Below are 26818 nucleotides of genomic sequence, written 5' to 3'. Positions count from 1 at the left end.
AATAAAAAACGACCGCAATGCACCAACTTGATAATTGGGGATCGACCATCACGTTTTATTTGCTATTCCGTTGATTCGTCGCGTATATTCCGAATTCCGGCGCTTTTTGGTATGTGCACCCTCTTGCGTACTGAACTCGCCGACGTGGTTGCGGTGCGAACTGCGGCAATAGAAAAACGGTTTTAACGGCCTGACCGGCCCCTCACAGACGGTGTCCCCATGAACGACCACCAGCAACCCGCTCACCCGGTTCCCGCCGCGCAAGGTCTGTACGACCCGCAAAACGAACATGACGCCTGTGGCGTCGGCTTCGTTGCCCATATCAAGGGCAAGAAAAGCCACGAGATCATCGAGCAAGGCCTGAAGATTCTCGAGAACCTCGACCACCGGGGCGCCGTCGGCGCCGATCCGCTGATGGGCGACGGTGCCGGCATCCTGATCCAGATTCCGGACGGTTTCTATCGCGAGGAAATGGCCAAGCAGGGCGTCGTGTTGCCGCCGCACGGCGAATACGGTGTCGGCATGGTCTTCCTGCCGAAGGAACACGCCTCGCGTCTCGCCTGCGAACAGGAACTGGAACGCACGGTGAAGGCCGAAGGCCAGGTCGTGCTGGGCTGGCGCGACGTGCCGGTCGACCACACCATGCCGATTTCGCCCACCGTCAAGGCGAGCGAGCCGCTGATCCGCCAGATCTTCATCGGCCGCGGCAAGGACATCATGGTGACCGACGCGCTCGAGCGGAAGCTGTACGTGATCCGCAAGACCGCGAGCCACCGCATCCAGGCGCTCAAGCTGAAGCACGGCAAGGAATACTTCGTGCCTTCCTGCTCGGCGCGCACGGTCGTCTACAAGGGCCTGTTGCTGGCCGGCCAGGTTGGCGTGTACTACCGCGACTTGCAGGACGAGCGCACCGTGTCGGCGCTGGCGCTGGTGCACCAACGCTTCTCGACCAACACGTTCCCGGCGTGGGAACTGGCTCACCCGTATCGCATGATCGCCCACAACGGCGAAATCAACACGGTGAAGGGCAACGTCAACTGGCTGAACGCCCGCACCGGCGCGATCGCGTCGCACGTGCTCGGCGACGATCTGCCGAAGCTGTGGCCGCTGATCTATCCGGGCCAATCGGACACCGCCTCGTTCGACAACTGCCTCGAACTGCTGGTCATGGCCGGCTATCCGCTCGTCCACGCTGTGATGATGATGATCCCGGAAGCCTGGGAACAGCACACGCTGATGGACGACAACCGCCGCGCGTTCTACGAATACCACGCCGCAATGATGGAGCCGTGGGACGGCCCCGCTGCGATCGCCTTCACCGACGGCCGTCAGATCGGCGCGACGCTCGACCGTAACGGCCTGCGTCCGGCGCGCTACATCGTCACCGACGACGACCTGGTCATCATGGCGTCGGAAGCGGGCACGTTGCCGATTCCCGAGTCGAAGATCGTCAAGAAGTGGCGTCTGCAGCCGGGCAAGATGTTCCTGATCGACATGGAGCACGGCCGCATCATCGACGACAAGGAACTGAAGGACAACCTCGCGAACGCCAAGCCCTACAAGAGCTGGATCGACGCCGTGCGCATCAAGCTCGACGAAATCGAGCCGAAGGCCGAAGACGTCGTGACGGAACGCCGTGAACCCGCTGCCTTGCTGGATCGCCAGCAGGCGTTCGGCTACACGCAGGAAGACCTCAAGTTCCTGATGGCGCCGATGGCGCAAGCCGGCGAAGAAGCCGTCGGTTCGATGGGCAACGACTCGCCGCTGGCCGTCATGTCCAACAAGAACAAGACGCTCTATCACTACTTCAAGCAGCTGTTCGCGCAAGTCACGAACCCGCCGATCGACCCGATCCGTGAAAACATGGTGATGTCGCTGGTGTCGTTCGTCGGTCCGAAACCGAACCTGCTGGACACGAACAACATCAACCCGCCGATGCGGCTCGAAGTATCGCAGCCGGTGCTCGACTTCAAGGACATTGCGAAGATCCGCGCGATCGATCAGTACACGGGCGGCAAGTTCAGCTCATATGAACTGAACATCTGCTATCCGGTGGCGTGGGGCAAGGAAGGCATTGAAGCGCGCCTGGCCTCGTTGTGCGCGGAAGCCGTCGATGCGGTCAAGTCCGGCTACAACATGCTGATCGTGTCGGACCGTAAGACCGACCGCGACAACGTCGCGATTCCGGCCTTGCTGGCAACGGCCGCGATCCACACGCATCTTGTGCAGCACGGTCTACGCACGAGCGCGGGTCTCGTCGTGGAAACCGGCTCGGCGCGTGAAACGCACCACTTCGCGTTGCTCGCGGGCTACGGCGCGGAAGCCGTGCACCCGTACCTCGCGATGGAAACACTCGGCCAGCTCGCAGCGGGCCTGAAGGGTGACCTGTCGCCTGAAAAGGCGGTCTACAACTTCACCAAGGCAGTCGGCAAGGGCCTGATGAAGGTCATGTCGAAGATGGGCATTTCGACCTACATGTCCTACACCGGCGCGCAGATTTTCGAAGCGGTCGGTCTGGCTGAAGACCTGGTGGTGAAGTACTTCAAGGGCACGTCGTCGAAGGTCGGCGGCATCGGCCTGTTCGACGTCGCGGAAGAAGCGATCCGTCTGCACCGCGACGCGTTCGGCGACAACCCGATCCTTGCGAACATGCTCGATGCGGGCGGCGAGTACGCGTACCGCGTGCGCGGCGAAGAACACATGTGGACGCCGGATGCGATCGCCAAGCTGCAGCACTCGGCGCGCAGCAACTCTTACCAGACGTACAAGGAATACGCGCATCTGATCAACGATCAGACCAAACGCCACATGACGTTCCGCGGCCTGTTCGAATTCAAGTTCGATCCGACCAAGGCGATTCCGCTCGACGAAGTGGAATCGGCGAAAGACATCGTCAAGCGTTTCGCAACCGGCGCGATGTCGCTGGGCTCGATCTCGACCGAGGCGCATGCCACGCTGGCTGTTGCGATGAACCGCATCGGCGGCAAGTCGAACACCGGCGAAGGCGGCGAGGACGTGAACCGTTATCGCAACGAACTGCGCGGCATTCCGATCAAGAACGGCGACACGATGAAGTCGGTGATCGGCGATGAAGTGATCGTCGACATTCCGCTGAAGGACGGCGATTCGCTGCGCTCGAAGATCAAGCAGGTGGCGTCAGGCCGTTTCGGCGTGACGGCGGAATACCTCGCGTCGGCTGATCAGATCCAGATCAAGATGGCGCAAGGCGCGAAGCCGGGCGAAGGCGGTCAGCTGCCGGGCCACAAGGTGTCCGACTACATCGGCAAGCTGCGTTACTCGGTGCCGGGCGTGGGTCTGATCTCGCCGCCGCCGCACCACGACATCTACTCGATCGAAGATCTGGCGCAACTGATTCACGATCTGAAGAACGCCAACTCGGCGGCGAGCGTGTCGGTGAAGCTGGTGTCGGAATCGGGTGTCGGTACGGTTGCCGCGGGTGTTGCCAAGGCGAAGGCCGATCACGTCGTGATCGCGGGCCATGACGGTGGCACGGGTGCTTCGCCGTTGTCGTCGGTGAAGCATGCCGGCACGCCGTGGGAACTGGGTCTGGCCGAAACGCAGCAAACCCTGGTGCTGAACCAGCTGCGCGGCCGTATCCGCGTGCAGGCCGACGGTCAGATGAAGACCGGACGCGACGTCGTGATCGGCGCGCTGCTCGGCGCGGACGAATTCGGTTTCGCGACGGCGCCGCTCGTCGTCGAAGGCTGCATCATGATGCGCAAGTGCCACCTGAACACCTGCCCGGTCGGCGTCGCGACGCAAGATCCGGTGCTGCGTGCGAAGTTCCAGGGTCAGCCGGAACACGTCGTCAACTTCTTCTTCTTCGTTGCGGAAGAAGCGCGCGAAATCATGGCGCAACTGGGCATCCGCAAGTTCGAAGATCTGATCGGGCACGCCGAACTGCTCGACATGAAGAAGGGCGTCGAACACTGGAAGGCAAAGGGTCTCGACTTCTCGCGCGTGTTCTATCAGCCGCAGGTTTCGGCTGAAGTCGCACGCAAACACGTCGACGTGCAGGACCACGGTCTCGAGAAGGCACTGGATCACGTGCTGATCGAGAAGTCGAAGGCCGCGATCGAGAAGGGCGAACACGTCTCGTTCATCCAGCCGGTGCGCAACGTGAACCGTACGGTCGGCGCGATGCTGTCCGGCACGATCGCGAAGAAGTACGGCCACGACGGCCTGCCTGACGACACGATTCACATCCAGTTGAAGGGCACCGCGGGTCAGAGCTTCGGCGCGTTCCTCGCGAGAGGCGTGACGCTGGATCTGGTTGGCGACGGTAACGACTACGTCGGCAAGGGTCTCTCGGGCGGCCGCATCATCATTCGTCCGACCAACGATTTCCGCGGCAAGTCGGAAGAGAACATCATCTGCGGCAACACGGTGATGTATGGCGCGATTGAAGGCGAAGCGTTCTTCCGCGGCGTTGCCGGCGAGCGTTTCTGCGTGCGTAACTCCGGTGCGACGGCGGTTGTCGAAGGCACCGGCGACCACGGTTGCGAATACATGACGGGCGGCACGGTGATCGTGCTCGGCGAAACGGGTCGTAACTTCGCGGCCGGTATGTCGGGCGGTATCGCTTACGTGTACGACCCGGACAATACGTTCGCGGGCAAGTGCAACAAGTCGATGGTCGCGCTCGATCCGGTCCTGCAACAGGCCGAACAGGAACGCACGGTCGACAAGGGCTTGTGGCACAGCGGCACGACCGACGAAGCCCTGCTCAAGGGTCTCATCGAAAGTCACTTCCAGTTCACGGGTTCGCCGCGTGCAAAGGCGTTGCTCGAAAACTGGGATGCGTCGCGCCGTCAATTCGTGAAGGTATTCCCGACCGAATACAAGCGCGCGCTGGGCGAGATGGCAGCGAAGAAGGCGAGCAAGGAAGTCCTCGCCGCGTAATCGCCTCCTGATCACCACAGCACAGAAGACGTCACATTTAGCCGTACCCGCCGCGCCTCACCGTTCAGTCGGTCCGCGCGGCGGGTGAAGATCACCCACCTGATACAGATAGAGAAGAGAACCACATGGGCAAGGCAACCGGTTTTCTCGAGTTCGAGCGCCGCCACGAGGCGTACGAAGCTCCGCTCACGCGTGTGAAGCACTACAAGGAATTCGTCGCGGCCCTGACCGACGACGAAGCGAAGATTCAAGGCGCGCGTTGCATGGACTGCGGCATTCCGTTCTGCAACAACGGCTGCCCGGTGAACAACATCATCCCGGACTTCAACGACCTGGTGTTCCATCAGGACTGGAAGAACGCGATTGAAGTGCTGCACTCCACGAACAACTTCCCGGAGTTCACGGGCCGCATCTGCCCGGCTCCGTGCGAAGCGGCATGTACGCTCGGCATCAACGACGACGCTGTCGGCATCAAGTCGATCGAACACGCGATCATCGACAAAGCGTGGGCGGAAGGTTGGGTCGCGCCGCTGCCGCCGAAGCACAAGACCGGCAAGAAGGTCGCCGTGGTCGGATCAGGCCCCGCCGGTTTGGCCGTCGCGCAGCAACTCGCGCGCGTGGGGCACGATGTGACCGTGTTCGAAAAGAACGACCGCATCGGTGGTTTGCTGCGTTACGGCATTCCCGACTTCAAGCTGGAGAAGTGGTTGATCGACCGCCGCATGCGCCAGATGGAAGCCGAAGGCGTGACGTTCCGCGCCAACGTATTCATCGGCCGCGCGGATTCGCTACCGGAATACATCGGCAATACCGCGAAGGAAACCATCACGCCGGCAGAGCTGAAAGAACAGTTCGACGCGGTGGTGATCGCCGGCGGTTCGGAAACGCCGCGCGATTTGCCGGTGCCCGGCCGTGAGCTGGAAGGCATCCACTACGCGATGGAATTTCTGCCGCAGCAGAACAAGGTCAACGCCGGCGACAAGGTCGCGAACCAGTTGCTCGCCAAGGGCAAGCATGTGGTCGTGATCGGCGGCGGCGATACGGGTTCGGACTGCGTCGGCACGTCGAATCGGCATGGCGCGAAGAGCGTCACGCAGTTCGAGCTGCTGCCGCAACCGCCGGAAGAAGAGAACAAGCCTTTGGTTTGGCCGTACTGGCCGATCAAGCTGCGCACGTCGTCGTCGCATGACGAAGGCTGCGAGCGCGATTGGGCGGTTGCGACCAAGCGTCTCGAAGGCAAGAACGGCAAGGTCGAGAAGCTGATCGCCGCGCGCGTCGAATGGAAGGACGGCAAGATGCAGGAAGTGCCGAACTCGGAATTCGAAATGAAGGCCGATCTGGTGCTGCTGGCCATGGGCTTCACGCAGCCGGTATCGCCGGTACTTGAAGCGTTCGGCGTCGACAAGGATGCGCGCGGCAACGTGCGCGCCGCGACCGAAGGCGACAAGGCGTATTACACGTCGGTGGACAAGGTCTTCACGGCGGGCGATATGCGTCGTGGCCAGTCGCTGGTGGTGTGGGCGATTCGCGAAGGCCGTCAGTGCGCACGTTCGGTCGACGCCTTCCTGATGGGTCATTCGGAACTGCCGCGTTAAACGTCTCTGGCCGGTTTCCGCGGTTCAAGCTGGAAACGGGCGACTGCTTGCAGGAAGAGGTGGAGACGACAAAGCGGTAGAAAACAAAGGCGGGCACCTGAGAGGGTGACCCGGCTTTTTAACGTCTGTTGCACGCGGAGAGTCGAGGGAGGCCGTCCACGTTATGACTCGTTTGCGGTCCCGTACGCGAACGCAACGCGTCGCACTTCACGCCGCGGTTTATCCGCGCGCTGTCATTTCCGATAGCGCGCCAGTGTCAGCCCATCCAGATCAATTTCCGGCTGGCGCTGCGTGATGAGATCCGCAACCACGCGCCCCGAGCCCATCGACATCGCCCATCCCGTCGAACCGTGTCCGACGTTCAGCCACAGATTGTCCACACCCGACGGACCCAGCAACGGCGCGCCGTCGGGTGTCATCGGACGGCGGCCCACCCAGAAGTGCGCGGAAGTGGGATTGGCCGCGTGCGGAAACCAGTCGCCGAGTACCTTCATCAGCGTCTGCAGGGCCTGTTCGCGTAACGTGGTCTGACGATTGCCGAGTTCCGCCGTGCCCGCCACGCGCAGGTTGTTGCCGAAGCGCGTGATCGCCGTCTTCAGCGATTCGTCCATCAGCGCCGCGCGCGGGGCTTTTTCTTCATCGGTGACGGGCAGGGTTGCCGAATAGCCTTTGACCGGGTAGAGCGGCACCTTCACGCCGAGTGGCGCGAGCAGCGCCGCACTGTCGACGCCCAGCGCCACCACCACCGCATCCGCTTGCACCGTCTCGCTGCCACGCTCGCTCTCGATCCGCACGCCGCGCACCGTATGGCGTTCTACATCGAGTCCCGCCACGCGCGTGTCGAAGCGAAACTGCACGCCATTGCGCTCGCAGATCGCACGCAGTTCGCGGGTGAAGCGGGCGCAATCGCCGGCTTCGTCGTCGGGGAGATAGAGACCCGAGAGCGGTGTCTGACGCGCCCACCGCAAACCCGGTTCGATCTCGACGCACTGCGCCGCGCTCACTTCACGGTGCGCGATCCCGGCGTCGCGCAAAATCGCCAATGCGGGTTGCGCGAGTTCGACGTCGTACTCGCTGCGGAACAACTGCAGATAGCCCCGGCTGCGACCATAGTCGAACGGATGACGGCCACGGAATTCGTGCAGACACTCCCGGCTGTAATAAGCGATGCGTTGCATGCGCTGCTTGTTGACGCGAAAGCGTTCGAGGTCGCATTCGCGCAGCCAGCGCGCGATCCAACGCCATTGAGCCGGATCGAAGGTGGGGCGGAAGATCAGCGGCGAGGCCGGCTTGAACAGATACTTGAGGATTTTCGTCGGCATGCCGGGCGCGGCCCACGGTGTCACATAGCCCGGCGCGATCACGCCGGCGTTGCCGAAACTGGTGGAAAGCGCGACGTCGGGCTCGCGCTCGATCACGGTGACGTCGCAGCCTTGCTGGCGCAGATAAAACGCGGTGGCGACGCCAATCACGCCGCCCCCCAGAACAATCGTTTTCATGTGTGTGTACAGCGATTTCAGGCGGTAGGGCGGGTCGCGCCAAGCACTTTGCCCTTGGTTTCCGGCAGACACACCGCGGCGACGATCACCAGCAGATAGCCGGACCCGGCGACGATACCCATCGCCTTAACAAGCGTCATGGTTTGCGACAGTGTACCCACCAGAATCGGAAAGAACGAGCCGAGACCGCGACCCAGGTTGTAGCAGAAGCCTTGCCCCGATCCACGGATCGAATTCGGATAGAGCTCCGACAGATACGCGCCCACGCCCGCGAAAATCCCTTGCACGACGATGCCGAGCGGAAAGCCGAGCGCGAGCATCATGCCGTCGGTGATCGGCAGCATGGTGTAGACCATGCCGAGCACGAACGAGCCGATCGCAAACAGCACGAACGACGCGCGCCGGCCGATCTTGTCGCACAGAATCGCGCCGACGATATAACCCATGAACGAGCCGACAATCAGCACGATCAGATAGCCGCTCGTGTTGAAGATCGACAGATGGCGCACGGTTTTCAGGTAGGTCGGCAGCCAGGTGGTGATGGCGTAGTAGCCGCCGAGCATGCCGGTGCACAGCGCGCTGCCGAGCAAGGTCGTTTTGAGGTGATCGCCGGAAAATATCTGCAGGAAGTGCGAGGTATCGAAACCGCTCTCGCGAGCGCGGCGCGTTTCGAGAAAAATCTCGGGATCGCTGACATTGCGGCGAATGTAGATGATCCACAGCGCGGGCAGCAGGCCGATCCAGAAGCAGGCGCGCCATGCGTACTGCTCGGGCAGCAGCGCGAAGAACGCCCAATAGATGATGGCCGCCGCTGCCCAGCCGAAAGACCAGCTGCTTTGCACAGTGCCGACGGCTTTCGCGCGATGCTGAGGTGAGCGGATGGTTTCAGCCATCATGATCGTCACCACCGACCATTCACCGCCGAAGCCGATGCCTTGCAGCGTACGAGTGGTGAGCAGTTGCCAGAACGAGTGCGTGAAGCCGGACAGGCAGGTGAAGATCGCGAAGGTGGCAATCGTCCACTGGAGGACACGTACTCGTCCGTAACGGTCGGCGAGGATACCGGCGAGCCAGCCACCGATCGCCGACGAAATCAGCGAACTGGTCGCGATCATGCCGGCTTCGCTTTTGGTCATGCCCCATGTCGCGATCAGTGTCGGAATGAGGAACGAGTAGATCATGAAGTCGAAGGCGTCGACTGCGTAGCCGCCGAAGCCAGCATAGAGAGTGCGGCGTTCGCGCTGGGTCAGTTCGGTGAACCATTGGAGAGAGGGCATGTTTTTTTGTGGTCTCCAGCTGTCTTTTTGCCTTTCGGCGGCTTGATTGTGGGGTTTTTGTATTCTAAGGGGACGAGGTGTCGTGCGGCCAGTTGTGGTCAAAAATGGCGACGGGGTAGGACACGCACTTCCAGTTCCTTACCAACCACTACCGTGTAACTCAAAAATCATCGACCGTCGTTAGACTGCAACGGCAGCGTTCAGGCTGCGACAATCCTCCTCACGCCAGCGCCCGCCACCTCGTCCCTTCCCAACTGCTCATGCCCGCAACCCCAAAAGCCCGCTCGCCGTCCCGCCGCCTCGCGAGCACGCCTTTGCGGGCAGATCAATCGCGTCGTGCGTTCCTGAAATCTTCGGTAAGTGTGTTGTTGCTCGGAGGGATGAGCAGTTCGCTGCTGTCGGCTTGCGGGGGCGGAAATCTGGACGCTGATCAGCCGGCAACGCCACGCCTCGCGTCGGTGAACAACTTTCGCGATGTAGCGGGTGCAGCCACCAGCTATCCCACTGTCGACGGCAAGCAGATGCGCCGCGGCGCCTTCTATCGCGCGAACGCGTTGACCCTCGGCGCCGCCGACGCGGCCGCCCTCGACAAACTCGGCATCGCCTCGGTCTACGATCTGCGCACGCCCGGTGAAATCGCGCGCACTGCGGATAGTCTGCCGGCCGGTGCGGCATCACAGGCGCTCGACGTCCTGGGTACCAGCGACTTCGTCACGCCAACGTTCGATACGGCAGACGCCGCCGTGGCGTTCATGGAAGCCCAGGCGCGCGCCTACGTTACCGGTGCTGCCCAGCGCATCGGCTACGGCGAACTCCTCACGCGGCTCGCTAACGGCGCCGGCGCGCAACTGTTTCATTCCAACGCGGGTAAGGACCGTGCCGGTTGGGTCGCGGCGCTCCTGCTCAGCATCGCCAATGTGCCGCTCGACGTCATCATGCAGGACTATTTGTTGAGCAACGTCTATCTGGCCCAGTCGATCCAGGCCCAGGCCGCCGCGCTGCGTGCGCAGGATGGCGACGCCGTCGCAACGGCCGAGTCGCCCTTGTTCAGCGTTCAGGAAAACTATCTGCAAGCGGGCTTCGATCAGGTGCAGGCGAGCTATGGCACGATGACGAACTATCTGACGCAAGGCCTTGGCATGTCTCAAGCGACCATCGATACCTTGCACAGCCGCCTGGTCGTCTGACGCCTGCTCCCACGCTCAACCGTTCTGCACCATTCTCACGTTAGCGTTGGCACGACCGGCAATTCGATTCGTACTTCGAGGCCGCCTTGCGCGTGATTGCGAACATGGCAGCGTCCGCCGCGGTCGTGCGCGAGCCGCGCGACGATCGCGAGACCGAGGCCGCAATGACCTTCGCCGCCCCGTGCGGCGTCGAGCCGGACGAACGGCTTCATTGCCGCGGCGACGCGCTCGTCGGGAATGCCCGGGCCGTGGTCGCGCACGCTGATCACCCAATGCCGGTCATTGCGCGACGTGGCGATATCCACCGGCGGCGAGCCGTGCTCGAGCGCGTTGTCGACGAGGTTCGTGACCAGCCGGTCGAGTAAGGTGCGCGGCAGCGTGAACGACGAACCCGCGCGCAGATCGAGCGCGAACAGCGGCGTCTCGGTGCTGTCGCTGGCGGAAAACTGTTCCTTCAGGAAGGCGTCGACTTCGATCGGCGGTCCGGCGTCGGCGGATTGACCGGCAAACTCGAGAAACTGCTGGACGATATTAGTCAGCGAGTCGACGTCGCGGATCAGTCCGGCTCGCTCGTTTTCCGCGACCAGTACGCTCGCGCGCAATTTGAGCCGCGTAAGCGGCGCTTTCAGATCGTGCGCGACGCCGGCCAGCATCACCGCCTGGTCGTCGCCGGCTTCGTTCAGGCGCCGCATCATGTCGTTGAATGAACCGATCAGATCGCGCAGCTCACGCGGGCCTTCCACCGTGACGGGTTCCGGCCGGCCGCCCGACCCGAACGCGCGCGCCGCCACCGCCACGCGCGATAGCGGCCGCTGCATCTGCCAGACCGCGAACAGCGACAGAATCAACGCGGCCAGCAGCATCGAGATGGATTCGACCAGGAAACGTGGACGCGGCGGCACGTCCACCGGCACGACGACCCAGTTCGACTTGCCGGGGAACAATACCCATAGCTGCGGCGGGCGTAGGTCGTCCACCGCGATCTGCGTGCCGGGCGGCAAGTTCTCACGCAAATGCCGGCTCAGTTCGACCAATGGATGCATGGTCGGCGTATGCAGATGAACGCTCGACGGCATGTTCCAGGTGGGCACGAGGTGCACGCGCATGGCGGGCGCGAGCGCGGCCCCCTTGATCGGTTCGCCGTTGATCGCCTGCAGCACCAGCAGAATGCCGCGCGCGAAACCGTCGATTTCGTGGCGGGGCGGCTGCATCACCACCAGCACGAACCAGCACGCCTGAATCGCGAACAGGACCGCCGTCGAGAGCAACGCCATTCTGCCGAACAGCGTGTTCAGCGGATTTCTCATGCGTTTGCGGCGGCCTCGTCGGCGAACGGGGTGCCGTCGGCGTCGGGTACGAAGACGTAGCCTTTGCCGCGCACTGTTTGCACGTAGCAGGGATTGGACGGGTCGTCTTCGATCACGCGGCGCAGGCGCCAGATCGGCACGTCGAGGCTGCGGTCGCGGAAGGCGAGGTTGTCGCGATGCACGAGATCGTGAATCAGCACACGCGACAGCACTTTGTACGGATTGTTGACGAAGATTTTCAGCAGCGCGAATTCGCTGTCGCGTAGCGGCAGCTTCGAGTCGTCGCGCGATAGCGAGCGGGTGGCGAAATCGAGTTCGAACGGGCCAAAGCGATACGGCTTGCGGGCTTCCGGCGCGCTCGTGGTGGACGGGCCACGGCGGCGCAGCACCGTATGGATGCGCGCGAGCAGCTCGCGTGGATCGAACGGCTTGGTCAGGTAGTCGTCCGCGCCAAGCGAAAGCCCGACGATGCGGTCGGCCACCGTGCCGCGCGCCGTCACGAAGATCACCGGAATGTCGTCGCCGGCCGCGCGCAGGGCGGTGAGCGCGCGCAGGCCGTCAGTGTTCGGCATCATGATGTCGAGCACGACGACCGACGGCCGCTCGCGTTCGAGCCGGCGTTGCAGATGGGTGCCGTCGTGCAGCACCGACGCGTCGAAGCCGTTCGTCTGCAGAAACTTGCAAAGCAGATCGCGTACGACCGGGTCGTCGTCGACGATAAGGACCTGTGGATTCATGGCGAAATTCTAGACTGGCGCGCGCGACGCACGACCGACTGTTTTCTTACCAATGCTTACGCAGCCGCGCGACGGGAAATTTGGACAAATCTTACGTAAGCAGCGGCGCGCTACGTTCCGCCACGCCGATTTCACCGTCCGGCACGAACACGTAGCCGCGTCCCCAGACGGTTTGCACATAGCGGGGCTGGGACGGATCGACTTCGATCAGCCGCCGCAAACGCCAGATCGACACATCGAGGCTGCGATTGCGATGCGACTCGCTATTGCCATGCACCTTCTCCAGCAACTGCGCGCGCGTGAGGACGGTCATCGCGTGCGTAACGAACACCTTGAGCATCGCGAATTCGCTCGAGCGCAGCGCAATGCGCTCGCCGTCGTGGTGCAATTCGCGCGCCGGGAAATTCACCTCGAAACGGCCGAAGCGATAGGGCGCGCGTTGCTCCGGCGCACTCGGCGCAAGCGCGCCGCGGCGGCGCAGAACCGTGCGAATCCGCGCGACCAGTTCGCTGGGTTCGAACGGCTTGCCGAGATAGTCGTCGGCGCCGAGTTCGAGGCCGATCACACGGTCGATCGGCTCGGCGCGCGCCGTCAGCAGGATCACGGGAATATCGTCGCCGGCGACGCGCAATGCGCGCAGCGCGCTGATGCCGTCGAGTTCCGGCATCATGATGTCGAGCACGATCAGCGCGGGACGCTCGTCCTGCAAGGTGCGCTGCAACGCCATACCGTGTTCGAGCGTGGACACCCTGAAGCCACGCCCCAACAGATATCCGCTGACGAGTTCGCGTACGACGGGGTCGTCGTCGACGACCAGAATGGATGGGTTCATTCAGGTCATCTTAGTGAGCCACGCGAGCGGTGCAAAGCGCGTAACGCTTTCGAATCCTTTCTCGCATAAGAAACGGCAAGCAGACGGTGCGGCTAGCTGGCCTGTCGCTTAGCCCAACGTGAGGCCGCCGTCGATATGGATCACCTGGCCGGTGATATGACGCGCTTCATCGGAAAGCAGGAACGCAATCAGCGCCGCGATATCCGCGGGCTCGGCGACGTGACCGAGCGGTGTCGCTTCGGCGGCGCGGGTCCACACCGATGCATTATCGGCACTGGGGCCGCGATCTTTACGGGTGTAGCCGGGCGCCACGCAATTGACCGTCACGCCATGCGGCGCAAGTTCGGCAGCCGCGGTCTTAGCCAGCGATTCGAGCGCCGCTTTAGCCGCCGCCGTGGCGGCGAACGGCGCATCCGCGCGATAGCGATGCGCGACGAACGAACTGAGCGCGACCACGCGACCGCGTTTCGAGGTTTCCAGGGCTGGCGTGGCGCGCTTCACGAGCGCGGCGAACGCGGCAGGCATCGCGGCGAAGGCAGCGCTGAACGCATCCGCGTCGAGTGCGTTGAGCGTTTGCCGTTGCGCGTGGCCCGCGTTCGCCACCAGTTGATCGAGCGCGCCGAAACTCGCGAGTGTTTGATGAATCACGTGTTCGGCGGCGCCGCGTTCGGCCAGATCGCCGAACACTGTCGCACAATGTGCGCCGTTCGCGCTGCAATCGGCGGCGACCTGGGCAAGGCGCTGGCGCGCCTCGTCATCGGCGCCGCGTGCGTGCAGCATCAACGCGGTGCGCGGCGCGGCGATCCGCCGGGCCAGTGCCGCGCCGATCCCGGAACCCGCGCCGGTGATCAGGACGACGCGATCAAGTTCGGCGCCGCTCGTGCCAGTCGTGCTGCTCATGTCTGTTTCCTTGCTCTCGCTGTTCACGCGGCAATCGGTTCGCCCGAGCGCTCGACGTCCAGCGTATCGCCATGGAACGCCGCCAGCGATTCGCGATGCGCGACGCTGACGATCGCCGCCTTCGGCAGCCGCTCGGTGAACAGGTGGTAGAGACGGGCTTCGTTTTCCGCATCGAGCGCGCTGGTTGCCTCGTCGAGGAACAGATAGTCCGGCTTGTGCAGCAGCACGCGGGCGCCGGCGAGACGTTGCTGTTCGCCCGGCGAGAGGATGCGTGTCCAGTGTCCCGATTCCTGCAGACGGTCGGCGTATTCCGACAGGTGGCAGGTGACGAGTGCTTCGCGGCATTCTTCGTCGGTGTAGGCGTCAGCGGAGGACGGATAGGCGAGCGCGGCTTTCAGCGTGCCGATCGGCATGTAGCTGACTTGCGGGATGAACATCATGCGTGCGTTGACCGGGGCGTCGATCGAGCCGTTGCCGAACGGCCACAAGCCGGCGAGCGCGCGCATCAGCGTGCTCTTGCCCGAACCGGACGGCCCACGCACCAGCCAGCGCGAACCCGGCGTGATCGCGATATTGCGGATGCGCGATAGCGGGTTGCCGTTCGGCAGCGAAAGCTGCAGGTCTTCGGTGGAGAGCTTGTCTTCGTCGACAAAATGCAGATTGATGCCGCCATGCGCGGTAGCCGGCGACACCGATTCCTTCAGACGCGGCGCATGCACGATGCGCTTGAATTCACGCAACCGGTTCACGGTAGCGCGCCATTCGACCAGCGTGCCGTAACTGTTGATGAACCACGAAAACGAATCGCTGACGGTGCCGAATGCGCTCGAGATCTGCATCAGTACGCCGAACGTGAAGGCGCCCGCGAAGTAGCGGGGCGCCGCCACCACCAGCGGAAAGATGATCGCGATCTGACCATAGAAGCTCAGCACGAAGGTGAGCCGCTTGGTGTACTTCATCACTTGCCACCAGTTGTCGCGGATGCGGCCGAACAGCGTGTGGGTGTTCTTCTTCTCGGTCTCCATGCCGTTGTAGAAGGCGATTTGCTCGGCGTTTTCACGCAGACGGATCAGGCCGAAACGGAAATCCGCCTCGACTTTCTGCGCCTGGTAATTGATCGATACGAGCGGATGGCCGACCTTCTGGATGATCAGCGAGCCGACCACCGCGTACAGTGCCGCGGCCCACACCATGTAACCCGGAATCTGCAGCGGCATGCCGCCGAGCGAAATGGTCAGCGCGCCGGCCAGCGACCACAGGATCGTGATGAACGAAACCAGCGTGACGACCGTGGACAGCAGATCGAGCGTCAGTGAGAGCGTGGTGGTGGCGAACGATTGCAGGTCGTCGCTGATCCGCTGGTCGGGGTTGTCGGTCAGCCGGTCGCGTTCGATCCGGTAGAAGGCGCTGTCGTGCAGCCACTCGTTGAGATAACGGGTGGTCAGCCACTGGCGCCAGCGAAAGCCGAGCATCTGGCGCAGATAGCGGCCGTACACCGCGAGAATGATGAAGCCGAACGCGAGCCCCGAGAACACCATCAGCAGGTGCGGGAAGTCGTGGACGTTCTTGGTTTGCAGCGCGTTGTAGAAGTCGGCGCTCCAACGGTTCAGGCGCACGTTGATCCACACGACGAGCAGATTCATCACGATGATCGCGATAAGCAGCCCCCACGCCGTTTTTCGTTCTTCGGAAATCCAATAAGGTTTGATCAGACTCCAGGCGGAGACTTTTTCGTCCGGCGGCAGCGCGGGGCTGGAAGCGGTATTCGGTGTCATGAGCATCCTGATGAAGTGCTGGCCCATTTGGGCTGGCCCATTTGGGGCTGGCCCGTCCGGGGCTGGCCTCTGTCAGGCCGGCCTGGGTCGGGTTTGCGGTGCGTGCCCCGGGCGTCGTGCTCGTCGAACGCACATCCGGGTGAGTGTGCGATTCTGGCGCGAAGCCCTTAAGTGAAAATTAATTTCCGCTGCAAGGCCTCGCCACGATGCCGCAGTCGCACATGCGGCCAGGCATGTCGCACGCGCGTGGCTCCTGCGGCATCGGGTGTTGGCATTGTGCCAGAGCGTCGCCCTTGGCCGTATTGATGAAGCGAAAGATGGTGCCGGACCAACCGCGCGCGAGGGCTCGCCCGTCGGTTTGCGGGCGCCGCGCCTTTTATGGTCTAATGACCTTCGACGAAACAGGGGTGCTTCGCCCACAGGCTGCGTGATTCTCACGTAGCGGCGGCGAGGCTGAGAGAGACCCTTTGCACCCGATCCGGGTAATACCGGCGCGGGAAGTTTCCGGAAGCAGCCAGTCTTCCATTCCCCGCCGGGCGGCGTCCGTCATTGGATGCGCGTGTTGCCCGGCCGGCCTTGCCCGCCGGTTTCGTCCTGGGTACGTGCGTTTTTGGCCGTACGGAAAGGACTCGATGACCGCCTATTCTTCAGATATGTGTTTTGCGTGTTGTGCTGTCGGCCATGCTTTCATCGGCCGTGGCGGCGCGTCGTACTGTTCTAGCCTTGCTTGCCGTTGCGACTCGGGGTGGGCGAGATGAGTCGTTCCGCTCAACCTGATTTCGCGGTCCTTGGCGGCGGCCTGTGCGGGCGTCTCGTCGCGTGGCGTCTGGCCGGCCAGGGGCACCGGGTTGCGCTCTATGAGCGTGGCGATGCCGCGGGCACGCAAGCCGCGGCGTGGGTTGCCGCCGCCATGCTGGCGCCGCTCGCCGAAGCCGCCAGTGCTGAACTGCTGATCACCCGTCTGGGCGCGAGTTCGCTCGACAGCTGGCCGCACGTGCTGGCCGAATTGCCCGAACCCGTGTTTTTTCAGCGCAATGGCACGCTGGTCGTATGGCATCACGCCGACCGTACTGAAGCGCCGTTGTTCGAGCGCCGGGTGCGCTCGAACGCACCTGCTGAATTGCTCGACGGCGGCTTCGTTACGCTGGCGGGTGCTCAGGTCGGTGCCGCTGAGCCGGCGTTGGCGGGGCGTTTCAACCAGGGCTGGCTGCTGCCGCGCGAAGGCCAGCTAGATAACCGCCAGGTGCTGGCCGCGCTTGCCGCGGGCCTCGCCCAGCGCGGTGTCGAAACGCACTGGAACACAGCGGTCGACGATCACGCGCTGCCGCCCGCGCGCATCACGATCGACTGCCGCGGCTTGGGCGCGAAGCCCGTGTTGCCGACGCTGCGCGGCATTCGCGGTGAAGTTGCCCGCGTGCATGCGCCCGGTATCAAGCTGACGCGGCCGGTGCGCCTGCTGCATCCGCGCTATCCGCTGTATATCGCGCCGAAGCCCAATGATCTCTACGTGATCGGCGCGACCGAGGTGGAAGGCGAGGACATGTCGCCGGTCAGCGTGCGCTCGGCGCTCGAGTTGCTGAGCGCGGCGTTTTCCGTGCATCCCGGCTTCGGCGAGGCCCGCATTCTCGAACTGAATTCGCAGTGCCGCCCGACTTTGCCGGACCACCGTCCGGCTTTGCTGTGGGATGGCGCGCAGACACTGCGCGTGAACGGCCTGTACCGGCACGGCTACATGATCGTGCCCGAAGTTGCCGACGAAGCTGTGCGCTTTGCCGCGGCGCTGCTCGACGGCCGCATCGGCGACGCCGATGCTTTCGCCGACTGGCAAAGTGCCGCGCGCTGGAGCGAGCTGTTTCACCTGGATTCCACGCGGGAGCCGGCATGAGCGTTGCGCGCCTGCTGGGGAACTGACCGCAGGCAAATCAGCGCGCCGCGCCGCTACCGCCATCGATTGAACCGTATTCGAACATCATGGACATTCATATCAATCAGAAGCCGTTGTCGCTGCCCGAAGGCGCGACTGTTGCCGATGCGCTCACCGCATTCGGCGCGCGTCCGCCGTTCGCGGTCGCCTTGAACGGCGATTTCGTCGCGCGTACCCAGCATGCGGCACGCGCGCTGCAGCCGGGCGACAAGCTCGATGTCGTGCAACCCGTAGCCGGCGGTTAAATGCCGCGCCACGCATTGCCGGAGACCAGGACTATGCAAATCACTTCCTCCTATACCGCCGACGCGCTCACGCTCTACGGCCAAAGCTTCGCGAGCCGCGTTCTGCTCGGCACCTCGCGCTATCCGTCGCTGCAATCGCTGTCGGATTCGATCGACGCCGCGCGCCCCGGCATGGTGACCGTCGCGCTGCGCCGGCAGATGAACGAAGGCGGCGCCGAAGCCGGCTTCTTCGACCTGCTCAAGCGCCACGGCGTGCCTTTGTTGCCAAACACGGCCGGCTGCCTGACGGTCGGCGAAGCGGTGACGACCGCGCATATGGCGCGTGAAATCTTCGAAACCGACTGGATCAAGCTCGAGCTGATTGGCGACGACTACACGCTGCAGCCCGATCCCATCGGCCTGATCGAAGCGGCTGCACAACTGATCAAGGACGGCTTCAAGGTGCTGCCGTATTGCACCGAAGATCTCGTGATCGGCCGCCGTCTGCTCGATGCGGGCTGCGAAGCGCTGATGCCGTGGGGCGCCCCCATCGGCACCGGCAAAGGCGTGATCAATCCGTACGGGCTGCGCGTGTTGCGCGAACGGCTGCCCGATGTGCCGCTGATTGTCGACGCGGGTCTCGGTGTGCCGTCGCACGCGGCGCAAGTGATGGAATGGGGCTTCGACGGCGTGCTGTTGAACACCGCGGTATCGCAAGCCACGCATCCCGACGCGATGGCGCGCGCCTTTGCGCTGGGTGTCGAAGCGGGCCGCCAGGCTTTCCTGGCGGGGCCGATGGCCGAGCGCGAAAGCGCACACGCGAGCACGCCGGTGGTCGGCATGCCGTTCTGGCATCAAGACGGGAGCGCCGCATGACGCAGACTTTGCCTTTGACCGGTCGCGAGCTCTTCTGGCCGCCCGCCGATGAACTCACCGAAGCCGCCGAGCGGATCCGCGCCCGCCTCGGCGAATGGCCACCCACGCATGCGCCGTGGCGTATCTGCCTGACCGCGCCGGATGGGCCGAACGGCGGCGATCTGATCGTCGTCGCCGACGCGCAGCAGCACGGTGAGCAGGTGGCGCGCTGGCAGGTACAGGGTGCCGGCGTGATCGTCGCCGCGGAGAACACGGCGACGCTGCATCTGGGGGGCGAGAAATACGCTCTGGAAGGTCATCTGGCGGACGACTGGATTGCCGCGCTGGCGGCGTTTCTGGACTGCGGTTTCGATCCGCACGACGCGCTGGTGCTGGCTCTCGCGTGGCGCGACGGCGACGAAACCAGCGCGGACGACGCGTTCCCGGCCGATATCGCACACTTTCCGCGCCTCGCCGGTCTGCCGGCCGCGCCGGCGCAAGCGTTCGCGCGTTGCCCCGACCGGCTCGGCTTGTATCCGGTGTTGCCGACTGCCGAATGGGTCGAAAAGGTGGTGGGATTCGGCGTGAAAACGGTGCAGTTGCGCCGCAAATCGGCCGAACCCGCGGACGAACTAAAGCGCGAAATCGCCCGCTGCGTCGCCGTGGGCCGCGAGCACGATGCCCAGGTTTTCATCAACGATCACTGGCAGGCCGCGCTGGAAGCGGCTGCCTACGGCGTCCACCTCGGCCAGGAAGACGTGCACACCGCCGATCTGTCGGCGCTTGCCACAGCCGGCATCCGGCTCGGTCTGTCGACGCACGGTTTCTACGAGATTCTGAAGGCGCTGCATTTCCGGCCCAGCTATATTGCATTGGGTGCAGTGTTCCCGACCACCACCAAGGTCATGCCGACCGCACCGCAGGGCCTCAAGCGCCTCGCGCGCTATGTGCGCCTGCTCGACGGCGTCGTGCCGCTGGTGGCGATCGGCGGGATCGATCTGCAGGTGCTCCCCGAGGTACTGGCGACCGGCGTGGGTTGCGCGGCCGTGGTGCGTGCCGTGACCGAGGCCGCCGATCCGGCTGCCGCGGTTTCTGCGCTGCAACATGCGTTTACGCAATAATCGTCAAGTTGGGTAAAGGGACAGGGCGTCTCAACGCAGCTTTTGCATGATGGCCCTATAATTCGGCCTTCCGTGTAAAAGGACTGTCAGTTTCGTGTCTTCCTCCCCCGAGACCCTACTCGAGCTGCGCGACGTCGACTTCGGTTATGGCGACCGGCTCGTCCTGTCGAATCTGAATCTGCGCTTCAAGCGCGGCCAGGTCGTCGCGGTCATGGGCGGCTCGGGTTGCGGCAAAACCACGGTGCTGCGCCTGATCGGCGGTCTGGTCCGCGCGCAGCGCGGCCAGATCCTGTTTCAAGGCCAGGACATCGGCCAGCAGACGCGCGACGGCCTGTACGCGCTGCGCCGCAAGATGGGCATGCTGTTCCAGTTCGGCGCGTTGTTCACCGATATGTCGGTGTTCGAAAACGTCGCCTTCGCGCTGCGCGAGCACACCGACCTCCCCGAAGAACTGATCCGCGACCTCGTGTTGATGAAGCTCAACGCGGTCGGGTTGCGCGGCGCGCGCGACCTGGCGCCGTCGGAGATTTCCGGCGGTATGGCGCGGCGCGTGGCGCTGGCCCGCGCCATTGCGCTCGACCCCGAACTGATGATGTACGACGAGCCGTTCGCCGGCCTCGATCCGATCTCGCTCGGCATCACCGCAAACCTGATTCGCGCGCTGAATCAGGCGCTTGGCGCAACGTCGATCCTCGTCACACACGACGTGCCGGAGTCGTTCGCGATTGCCGATTACGTCTACTTCCTCGCCAACGGCGGGGTGCATGCCGAAGGTACGCCGGCCGAGCTGCGGGCGTCGACTGACGCTACGGTGCGCCAGTTCATCGACGGCGCGCCAGACGGCCCGTTCAAATTCCACTATCCCAGCAAGGCGCCGCTCGCAGCGGACTTCGGCATTGGCGGAGGTCAGTCATGATCAGTGCGATCGGCCGTTCGGTGATCGGCGGGCTGGGCACGGCCGGGTATGCCACGCGTTTCTTCTTCCGGCTGCTGCTCGAGTTTTTCCCGCTGCTGCGCCGGCCGCGCCTTGTCACGAAGCAGATCCACTTCGTGGGTAATTATTCGCTGGTGATCATCGCCGTGTCGGGGCTGTTCGTCGGCTTCGTGCTCGGGTTGCAGGGCTATTACACGTTGAACCGCTACGGCTCCGAACAGGCACTGGGGCTTTTGGTCGCGCTTTCGCTGGTGCGCGAACTCGGGCCGGTGGTCACGGCGCTGCTGTTCGCCGGTCGCGCGGGCACTTCGCTCACGGCTGAAATCGGCTTGATGAAGGCGGGCGAGCAACTTACCGCCATGGAAATGATGGCCGTGGATCCGGTGAAAGTGGTAGTGGCGCCGCGCCTGTGGGCAGGCATTATTTCCATGCCGATTCTGGCCGCGATCTTCAGCGCGGTCGGTGTGTTCGGCGGTTATGTGGTGGGCGTGCTGCTGATCGGCGTCGACGCCGGCGCGTTCTGGTCGCAGATGCAAGGCGGCGTCGATGTCTGGCGCGACGTCGGCGCTGGGGTCATCAAGAGCGTGGTGTTCGGCGTCGCGGTGACCTTTGTTGCGCTGTTTCAGGGCTATGAAGCCAAGCCGACGCCTGAAGGCGTGTCGCGCGCCACGACCAAAACAGTTGTGTACGCGTCGCTTGCGGTGCTCGGCCTCGATTTTCTGCTGACCGCACTGATGTTCAGCTAAGACTGCGCTGCACGCTTGCCGTCAGCGGGCGCGCCTCGGGCTGCGCGTGACGGGAGCGCGAGCGGCGTGGCGGATTCACTTTGGGATGACGATGAAAAAGACTGCTCTCGACTTCTGGGTCGGCCTGTTCGTAGTGTTGGGTTTCGTGGCGTTGCTCTTTCTCGCGCTGAAGGCCGGCAATATGAGCTCGTTGTCGTTTCAGGCAACGTACCCGGTCAAGCTCAAGTTCGACAATATCGGCGGACTGAAGGCGCGCGCGCCGGTGAAGAGCGCGGGTGTGACGGTCGGCCGGGTCGATTCGATTGGCTTTGACAGCAATGCCTATCAGGCTGTCGTCACGATCGACATCGACAAGCAATACCCGTTTCCGAAAGACACCTCGGCGAAGATCCTGACCTCGGGTCTGCTGGGTGAGCAATACATCGGGCTCGAACCCGGTGGCGACAGCGAGATGCTTAAGGCGGGCGACACGATTTCGATGACGCAGTCGGCGATCGTGCTTGAAAACCTGATTGGACAATTCCTGTACAGCAAGGCCGCGGACTCGGGCGCATCCAAGCCGGGCGCGGGTTCGGCTACCCCTGCGGCCGGTCCCGCCACGGCGCCCGCGCCAGCGGCGCCGACTCTGCCCGCCTCCGGCGCGGCCGGTCAATAAGGAGAACAAAAATGCAGACCCTACGCATACGAGGCGTGCGCACCGTCCAGATCGCGACGTTCGCGCTCGCGGCCGCTGCGCTCGCCGGCTGCTCGACCGTGCAGACTCCGACCAAGGGCGACCCGCTCGAAGGCCTGAACCGTACGATCTTCACCGTCAACGACAAGCTCGACCAGTACGCGCTGAAGCCGGTCGCGAAGGGCTATGTCTGGGCGACGCCGCAACCGGTGCGCGACAGCGTCACCAACTTCTTCTCGAACATCGGCGACGTCTACATCGCGGCGAACAACCTGCTGCAGTTGAAGATCACCGATGGCGTCGAAGACATCATGCGGATCGTGATCAACACGACGTTCGGCGTCGGCGGTCTGTTCGACGTGGCGACGCTCGCCAAGCTGCCCAAACATGACAACGATCTCGGCCTGACGCTGGGCCACTACGGCGTGCCGGCGGGCCCGTATCTCGTGCTGCCGCTGTTCGGCCCGAGCACGGTACGCGACGCGATCGGCTCGGTCGGCAACTACTATGTGAATCCGCTCAGCTACATTCATCCGGATGGTCTGAGCTGGGCGTTGTATGGCCTGAACGTCATCAACACGCGTGCGAATTTGCTGAACGCGAGCGACGTGCTGGAAGGCGCCGCGCTCGACAAATACTCGTTCGTGCGTAACGCCTATTTGCAACGCCGCCAGTATCTGCTGTCGGACGGCAAGCAAGCGCAGGCGCTGCCGAACTACGGCGATGAAGCGCCGCTGCCGAAGTACGACGACGTCGAGGGCGGCGCGGCTGCGGCGCCGGCCGGCGCTATGACCGGTGCAGCAGGCACACAAGGTGCTGCTGCGAAGGCGGCCGCTGCCTCCGGTACCGCAGCGGCGACACCGCCGCAAGCCGCCTCGGCAGCGGGCGCAACCGCAGGCGCGACCGGCACGGCTGCGGCCCCGGAAGCCGCCTCGGGCAGCACCGAAACTCCGCCGCTCGATCTGAACGGCGGTCCGGAAACGACGCAAATCCCGGCCGGCCAACTGGTTCCGCCGTCGCGTTTCAACTTTCCGTCATTCAAATTGCGTTGATCGTGCAACCGTAACAGATCGATACGACTCTCGCAGTTTGCGCATGGATTGCTGCTGAACTCGCGTGCTAATGTCGGCTCAAACGGTTGCACTATTTTTAAGGCAAGCAAGGTTCGATATGAAAAAACTATTCCTGATTCCGTTGTTCGCTGCGTTGTTTTCTTTCGCCAGTGCCGGTGCATCGGCACAAACGGTCGACGCCAATTCGCCGGACGCCCTGATCAAGACGGTCACCCAGCAGGTGATCGACGCGGTGCGCGCCGACAAGTCGATCCAGCAAGGCGACATCTCGCACATCACTCAGCTCGTCAACGAAAAGATTCTGCCGTACACCGATTTCCGCCGCACCACGCAACTGGCGATGGGCCGCAACTGGCGCACCGCTACGCCTGAGCAGCAAAACCAGGTGGTCGAACAGTTCAAGATGCTGTTGATCCGCACGTATTCAGGTGCGTTGGCACAAGTGCGTGACCAGCAGATCCAGTACAAGCCGTTCCGCATGAACCCGGACGACACCGACACGGTGGTGCGCTCGGTGGTGATGAACAACGGCTCGCCGATCGAACTCGACTACCGTCTGTACAAGACGCCTAACGGCTGGCGCGTGTATGACATCAACGTGCTCGGCGCGTGGCTGATTCAGGCGTACCAGCAGCAATTCAACGAGCAGATCCAGCAGAAGGGCGTGGACGGGCTGATCCAGTTCCTCACGCAGCGCAATCAGCAACTGGCTGCGGGCAAGCAGTCGTGAGCGAGGTGCTGAACGCCGTCGCGAGCCGCTTCGAATGCGGCGCGACGCTGACCCACGAGAGCGCGAAAGCCGCGCTTGCGGCGGGTCTGCAGCGCATTGCCGCAGGCGCGAACGGCGTGGATTGTGCGTCGCTTGCGCAATTCGACTCGTCCGCGCTGGCCGTTCTGCTCGCGTGGGAGCGTGCCGCCCAGGCACGTGGCGTCAAGTTCGAGATAGTCAATCTGCCGGCTGGTCTCGCCAGCCTCGCACGAGCCTACGGCGTCGATACCCTTCTTTGTCGATCGGAGTTAGCGCTTTAGCGCTTACTCCAGCGCCATAGCGCGCTACGCATGGTCCCATGCTGCTTGCAGCCCGCGCGACATTGACACTCCCATAGCATCACTTCCAATCACCCCGGCCAAGTCGGGGTTACCGATTTTTGCCCTATAATCAAACGTTTTTTGGGGCAGATAACCGGCCCCAATTTCGTCCCTTCCAGCATTTTTGCGCCCCCACAGGGCTTCTTTAGGCGCCGCGGCACACGCGGCCCACAGTCATGTCAGCCATAGAAATCCGTAACGTCAAGAAGCGCTACAAGGACTTGCAGGCGCTCAAGGGCGTCAGCCTCACAGTGGAAGAAGGTGAGTTCTTCGGATTGCTCGGTCCGAACGGCGCGGGCAAGACAACGCTCATCAGCATCCTCGCCGGTCTCGCACGCGCCGATGAAGGCAGCATCGCGGTGCGCGGCCATGACGTAGTCAATGATTTCCGCGACGCGCGCCGCGCGCTCGGCGTGGTGCCGCAGGAGCTCGTGTTCGACCCGTTCTTCACCGTGCGCGAAACCTTGCGCATCCAGTCCGGCTACTACGGCCTGCGCAATAACGACGCGTGGATCGACGAGATCATGGCCAATCTCGACCTCACCGACAAAGCCGACGCCAACATGCGTGCGCTATCGGGCGGCATGAAGCGTCGCGTGCTGGTGGCGCAGGCGCTGGTGCACCGGCCGCCGGTGATCGTGCTCGACGAGCCGACTGCCGGCGTCGACGTCGAGTTGCGTCAAACGCTGTGGAAATTCATCTCGCGCCTGAATCGCGAAGGCCACACGATCGTGCTGACCACGCACTATCTGGAAGAAGCCGAATCGCTGTGCGACCGCATTGCGATGTTGCGGCGGGGTGAAGTGGTCGCGCTCGAGCGCACCAGCGCGCTGCTGCAACGCTTTGCCGGCATGCAGCTATTCCTGCGTTTTGCGCAAGGCGTCTTGCCGGTTGAGTTACGTCCACTCGAAGTGGAAAGCGGCACGGGCAACGGCAATGGCCGCCAGCATCTGCTGCGCCTGTCGAGCTACGACGAGGTCGAACCGATTCTCGCGCAGTGCCGCGCAGCGGGTTGTACATTCGAAGAAATCGAGGTCCGCAAAGCCGACCTCGAAGATGTGTTCGTTCAGGTGATGAACGGTCCGGAAGTGATCGAGGGGCTTGCATGAGCGGCTATAGTGGTTTCAGCACGCTGTTTTACAAAGAAATCCTGCGATTCTGGAAAGTGGCGTTCCAGACCGTGTTGGCGCCGATCATCACGGCGCTCCTGTATCTGACGATTTTCGGCCACGCGTTGCGCGGTCACGTGGAGGTCTATCCGGGCGTCGAGTACACGAGCTTTCTGATTCCGGGTCTCGTGATGATGAGCGTGTTGCAGAACGCGTTTGCGAATAGCTCGTCCTCGCTGATCCAGTCGAAGATCACCGGCAACCTGGTGTTCGTGCTGCTGCCGCCGCTCTCGCACTACGAGATGTTCGGCGCGTACGTGCTCGCTGCCGTGGCACGGGGTCTGGCGGTCGGCTTCGGCGTGTTCATCGTGACGATCTGGTTCGTGCCGGTCAGCTTCACCGCGCCGCTCTACATCATTCTTTTCGCGATTTTCGGTGCGGCGATTCTCGGCACGCTCGGTTTGATCGCCGGCATCTGGGCCGAAAAATTCGATCAGCTTGCGGCGTTTCAAAACTTTCTGATTATGCCGCTCACGTTCCTCTCGGGCGTGTTCTACTCGACGCATACGCTGCCGCCGGTGTGGCGCGAAGTGTCGCGGCTCAATCCCTTTTTCTACATGATCGACGGCTTTCGCTACGGTTTCTTCGGGATGTCGGATATCAATCCGCTCGAGAGCCTGGCGATCGTTGCCGGTTTCTTTGTGGTGCTGGCACTCGTGGCGATGCGCATGCTCGCCACCGGCTTCAAACTGCGCCACTGATCAGGAGCTTCTCTCATGTTGCCCACTCCCGAACAGGTCAAGCAATACATTGCGGCTGGGCTCGCTTGCCAGCATCTCGAAGTCGAAGGCGACGGTCAGCATTTCTTCGCGACCATCGTTTCGCCGAGTTTCGAAGGCAAGCGTCTGATCCAGCGCCATCAACTCGTGTACGCGGCGCTCGGCGACCGCATGCGCGAGGAAATCCACGCGCTCAGCATGAAGACGCTGACGCCCGCCGAATGGCAGACCGCGTAATCTGGAAATTTAGTGCGAATTA

The 26818-nt window shown here is 63.2% G+C and carries 23 protein-coding genes and 1 riboswitch; of the genes, 16 read left to right on the top strand and 7 right to left on the bottom strand.

The window, feature by feature from the left end; translation table 11 throughout:
* Positions 1 to 219: 219 nt before the first annotated feature.
* Positions 220 to 4923, top strand: coding sequence for a glutamate synthase-related protein (locus tag PQR53_RS27080; protein ID WP_408460939.1), 4704 nt, complete (start codon positions 220 to 222; stop codon positions 4921 to 4923).
* Between the two features lie 125 nt (positions 4924 to 5048).
* Positions 5049 to 6518, top strand: a complete 1470-nt coding sequence (locus tag PQR53_RS27075) for a glutamate synthase subunit beta (protein WP_408460936.1) — start codon at positions 5049 to 5051, stop codon at positions 6516 to 6518.
* 233 nt (positions 6519 to 6751) lie between these two features.
* On the opposite strand, the gene PQR53_RS27070 is transcribed toward PQR53_RS27075, so the two are convergent.
* Entirely contained in the window at positions 6752 to 8017 is a 1266-nt protein-coding gene (locus tag PQR53_RS27070) for a D-amino acid dehydrogenase (protein WP_408460933.1), read from the bottom strand.
* A 17-nt stretch (positions 8018 to 8034) separates the two neighbouring features.
* Positions 8035 to 9294: an MFS transporter gene (locus tag PQR53_RS27065; protein WP_179734760.1), complete on the bottom strand. Its 1260-nt coding sequence runs from the start codon at positions 9292 to 9294 to the stop codon at positions 8035 to 8037.
* A 260-nt stretch (positions 9295 to 9554) separates the two neighbouring features.
* Between PQR53_RS27065 and PQR53_RS27060 the strand changes: the two genes are divergently transcribed.
* Complete coding sequence (locus tag PQR53_RS27060; RefSeq protein WP_408460930.1) at positions 9555 to 10481, top strand: tyrosine-protein phosphatase; 927 nt, start codon at positions 9555 to 9557, stop codon at positions 10479 to 10481.
* A gap of 35 nt (positions 10482 to 10516) precedes the next feature.
* Here the strand turns inward: PQR53_RS27060 and PQR53_RS27055 are convergent, their stop codons facing one another.
* From PQR53_RS27055 to PQR53_RS27035, 5 genes are all read right to left on the bottom strand, one after another.
* Positions 10517 to 11788 (bottom strand): ATP-binding protein, encoded by a 1272-nt coding sequence (locus PQR53_RS27055; protein WP_408460927.1) that lies wholly within the window; start codon positions 11786 to 11788, stop codon positions 10517 to 10519.
* Entirely contained in the window at positions 11785 to 12525 is a 741-nt protein-coding gene (locus PQR53_RS27050) for a response regulator (RefSeq protein ID WP_179734754.1), read from the bottom strand. The genes PQR53_RS27055 and PQR53_RS27050 overlap by 4 nt, the downstream gene beginning before the upstream one ends.
* A gap of 91 nt (positions 12526 to 12616) precedes the next feature.
* Positions 12617 to 13357 carry a response regulator gene (locus tag PQR53_RS27045; protein ID WP_408460924.1) on the bottom strand — a complete coding sequence of 247 codons (741 nt, stop codon included), beginning with the start codon at positions 13355 to 13357 and terminating at the stop codon, positions 12617 to 12619.
* A 108-nt stretch (positions 13358 to 13465) separates the two neighbouring features.
* A complete protein-coding gene (locus PQR53_RS27040) occupies positions 13466 to 14257 on the bottom strand; it encodes an SDR family NAD(P)-dependent oxidoreductase (RefSeq protein WP_408460921.1) in 792 nt (263 codons plus the stop codon).
* Positions 14258 to 14280: 23 nt separating this feature from the next.
* A complete protein-coding gene (locus PQR53_RS27035) occupies positions 14281 to 16032 on the bottom strand; it encodes an ABC transporter ATP-binding protein/permease (RefSeq protein WP_408460918.1) in 1752 nt (583 codons plus the stop codon).
* A gap of 393 nt (positions 16033 to 16425) precedes the next feature.
* Positions 16426 to 16549, top strand: a riboswitch (TPP riboswitch).
* Between the two features lie 237 nt (positions 16550 to 16786).
* On the opposite strand from PQR53_RS27035, the gene PQR53_RS27030 reads away from it, so the two are divergent.
* From PQR53_RS27030 to PQR53_RS26970, 13 genes are all read left to right on the top strand, one after another.
* Positions 16787 to 17917, top strand: coding sequence for an FAD-dependent oxidoreductase (locus PQR53_RS27030; RefSeq protein WP_408460915.1), 1131 nt, complete (start codon positions 16787 to 16789; stop codon positions 17915 to 17917).
* An 86-nt stretch (positions 17918 to 18003) separates the two neighbouring features.
* Positions 18004 to 18201, top strand: coding sequence for a sulfur carrier protein ThiS (thiS, locus tag PQR53_RS27025; protein ID WP_408460912.1), 198 nt, complete (start codon positions 18004 to 18006; stop codon positions 18199 to 18201).
* Positions 18202 to 18240: 39 nt separating this feature from the next.
* A complete protein-coding gene (locus tag PQR53_RS27020; RefSeq protein WP_408461013.1) occupies positions 18241 to 19056 on the top strand; it encodes a thiazole synthase in 816 nt (271 codons plus the stop codon).
* Complete coding sequence (gene thiE / locus PQR53_RS27015) at positions 19053 to 20156, top strand: thiamine phosphate synthase (RefSeq protein ID WP_408460909.1); 1104 nt, start codon at positions 19053 to 19055, stop codon at positions 20154 to 20156. Before PQR53_RS27020 ends, thiE begins: the two co-directional genes overlap by 4 nt.
* A 94-nt stretch (positions 20157 to 20250) precedes the next feature.
* Positions 20251 to 21072: an ABC transporter ATP-binding protein gene (locus tag PQR53_RS27010; RefSeq protein WP_408460906.1), complete on the top strand. Its 822-nt coding sequence runs from the start codon at positions 20251 to 20253 to the stop codon at positions 21070 to 21072.
* On the top strand, positions 21069 to 21836 hold the full coding sequence (gene mlaE / locus PQR53_RS27005; protein WP_408460903.1) for a lipid asymmetry maintenance ABC transporter permease subunit MlaE: 768 nt from the start codon (positions 21069 to 21071) through the stop codon (positions 21834 to 21836). The genes PQR53_RS27010 and mlaE overlap by 4 nt, the downstream gene beginning before the upstream one ends.
* A 91-nt stretch (positions 21837 to 21927) precedes the next feature.
* Positions 21928 to 22491 (top strand): outer membrane lipid asymmetry maintenance protein MlaD, encoded by a 564-nt coding sequence (gene mlaD / locus PQR53_RS27000; RefSeq protein ID WP_408460901.1) that lies wholly within the window; start codon positions 21928 to 21930, stop codon positions 22489 to 22491.
* An 11-nt stretch (positions 22492 to 22502) separates the two neighbouring features.
* Positions 22503 to 23561, top strand: coding sequence for an MlaA family lipoprotein (locus tag PQR53_RS26995; protein WP_408460898.1), 1059 nt, complete (start codon positions 22503 to 22505; stop codon positions 23559 to 23561).
* A 118-nt stretch (positions 23562 to 23679) separates the two neighbouring features.
* Complete coding sequence (locus PQR53_RS26990; RefSeq protein WP_408460896.1) at positions 23680 to 24312, top strand: MlaC/ttg2D family ABC transporter substrate-binding protein; 633 nt, start codon at positions 23680 to 23682, stop codon at positions 24310 to 24312.
* On the top strand, positions 24309 to 24611 hold the full coding sequence (locus tag PQR53_RS26985; protein WP_408460893.1) for an STAS domain-containing protein: 303 nt from the start codon (positions 24309 to 24311) through the stop codon (positions 24609 to 24611). Before PQR53_RS26990 ends, PQR53_RS26985 begins: the two co-directional genes overlap by 4 nt.
* Positions 24612 to 24847: 236 nt before the next feature.
* Complete coding sequence (locus PQR53_RS26980) at positions 24848 to 25780, top strand: ABC transporter ATP-binding protein (protein ID WP_408460890.1); 933 nt, start codon at positions 24848 to 24850, stop codon at positions 25778 to 25780.
* A complete protein-coding gene (locus PQR53_RS26975) occupies positions 25777 to 26541 on the top strand; it encodes an ABC transporter permease (protein ID WP_408460888.1) in 765 nt (254 codons plus the stop codon). Before PQR53_RS26980 ends, PQR53_RS26975 begins: the two co-directional genes overlap by 4 nt.
* Before the next feature lie 15 nt (positions 26542 to 26556).
* Positions 26557 to 26796, top strand: a complete 240-nt coding sequence (locus tag PQR53_RS26970) for a BolA family protein (protein WP_063497505.1) — start codon at positions 26557 to 26559, stop codon at positions 26794 to 26796.
* The last annotated feature ends 22 nt before the right edge of the window (positions 26797 to 26818 follow it).

Source organism: Paraburkholderia fungorum (assembly GCF_046027605.1).
GTDB lineage: Bacteria > Pseudomonadota > Gammaproteobacteria > Burkholderiales > Burkholderiaceae > Paraburkholderia > Paraburkholderia fungorum_F.
Note: the sequence above shows the minus strand (reverse complement) of the source record. Positions and strands in the feature narration are given on the sequence as shown.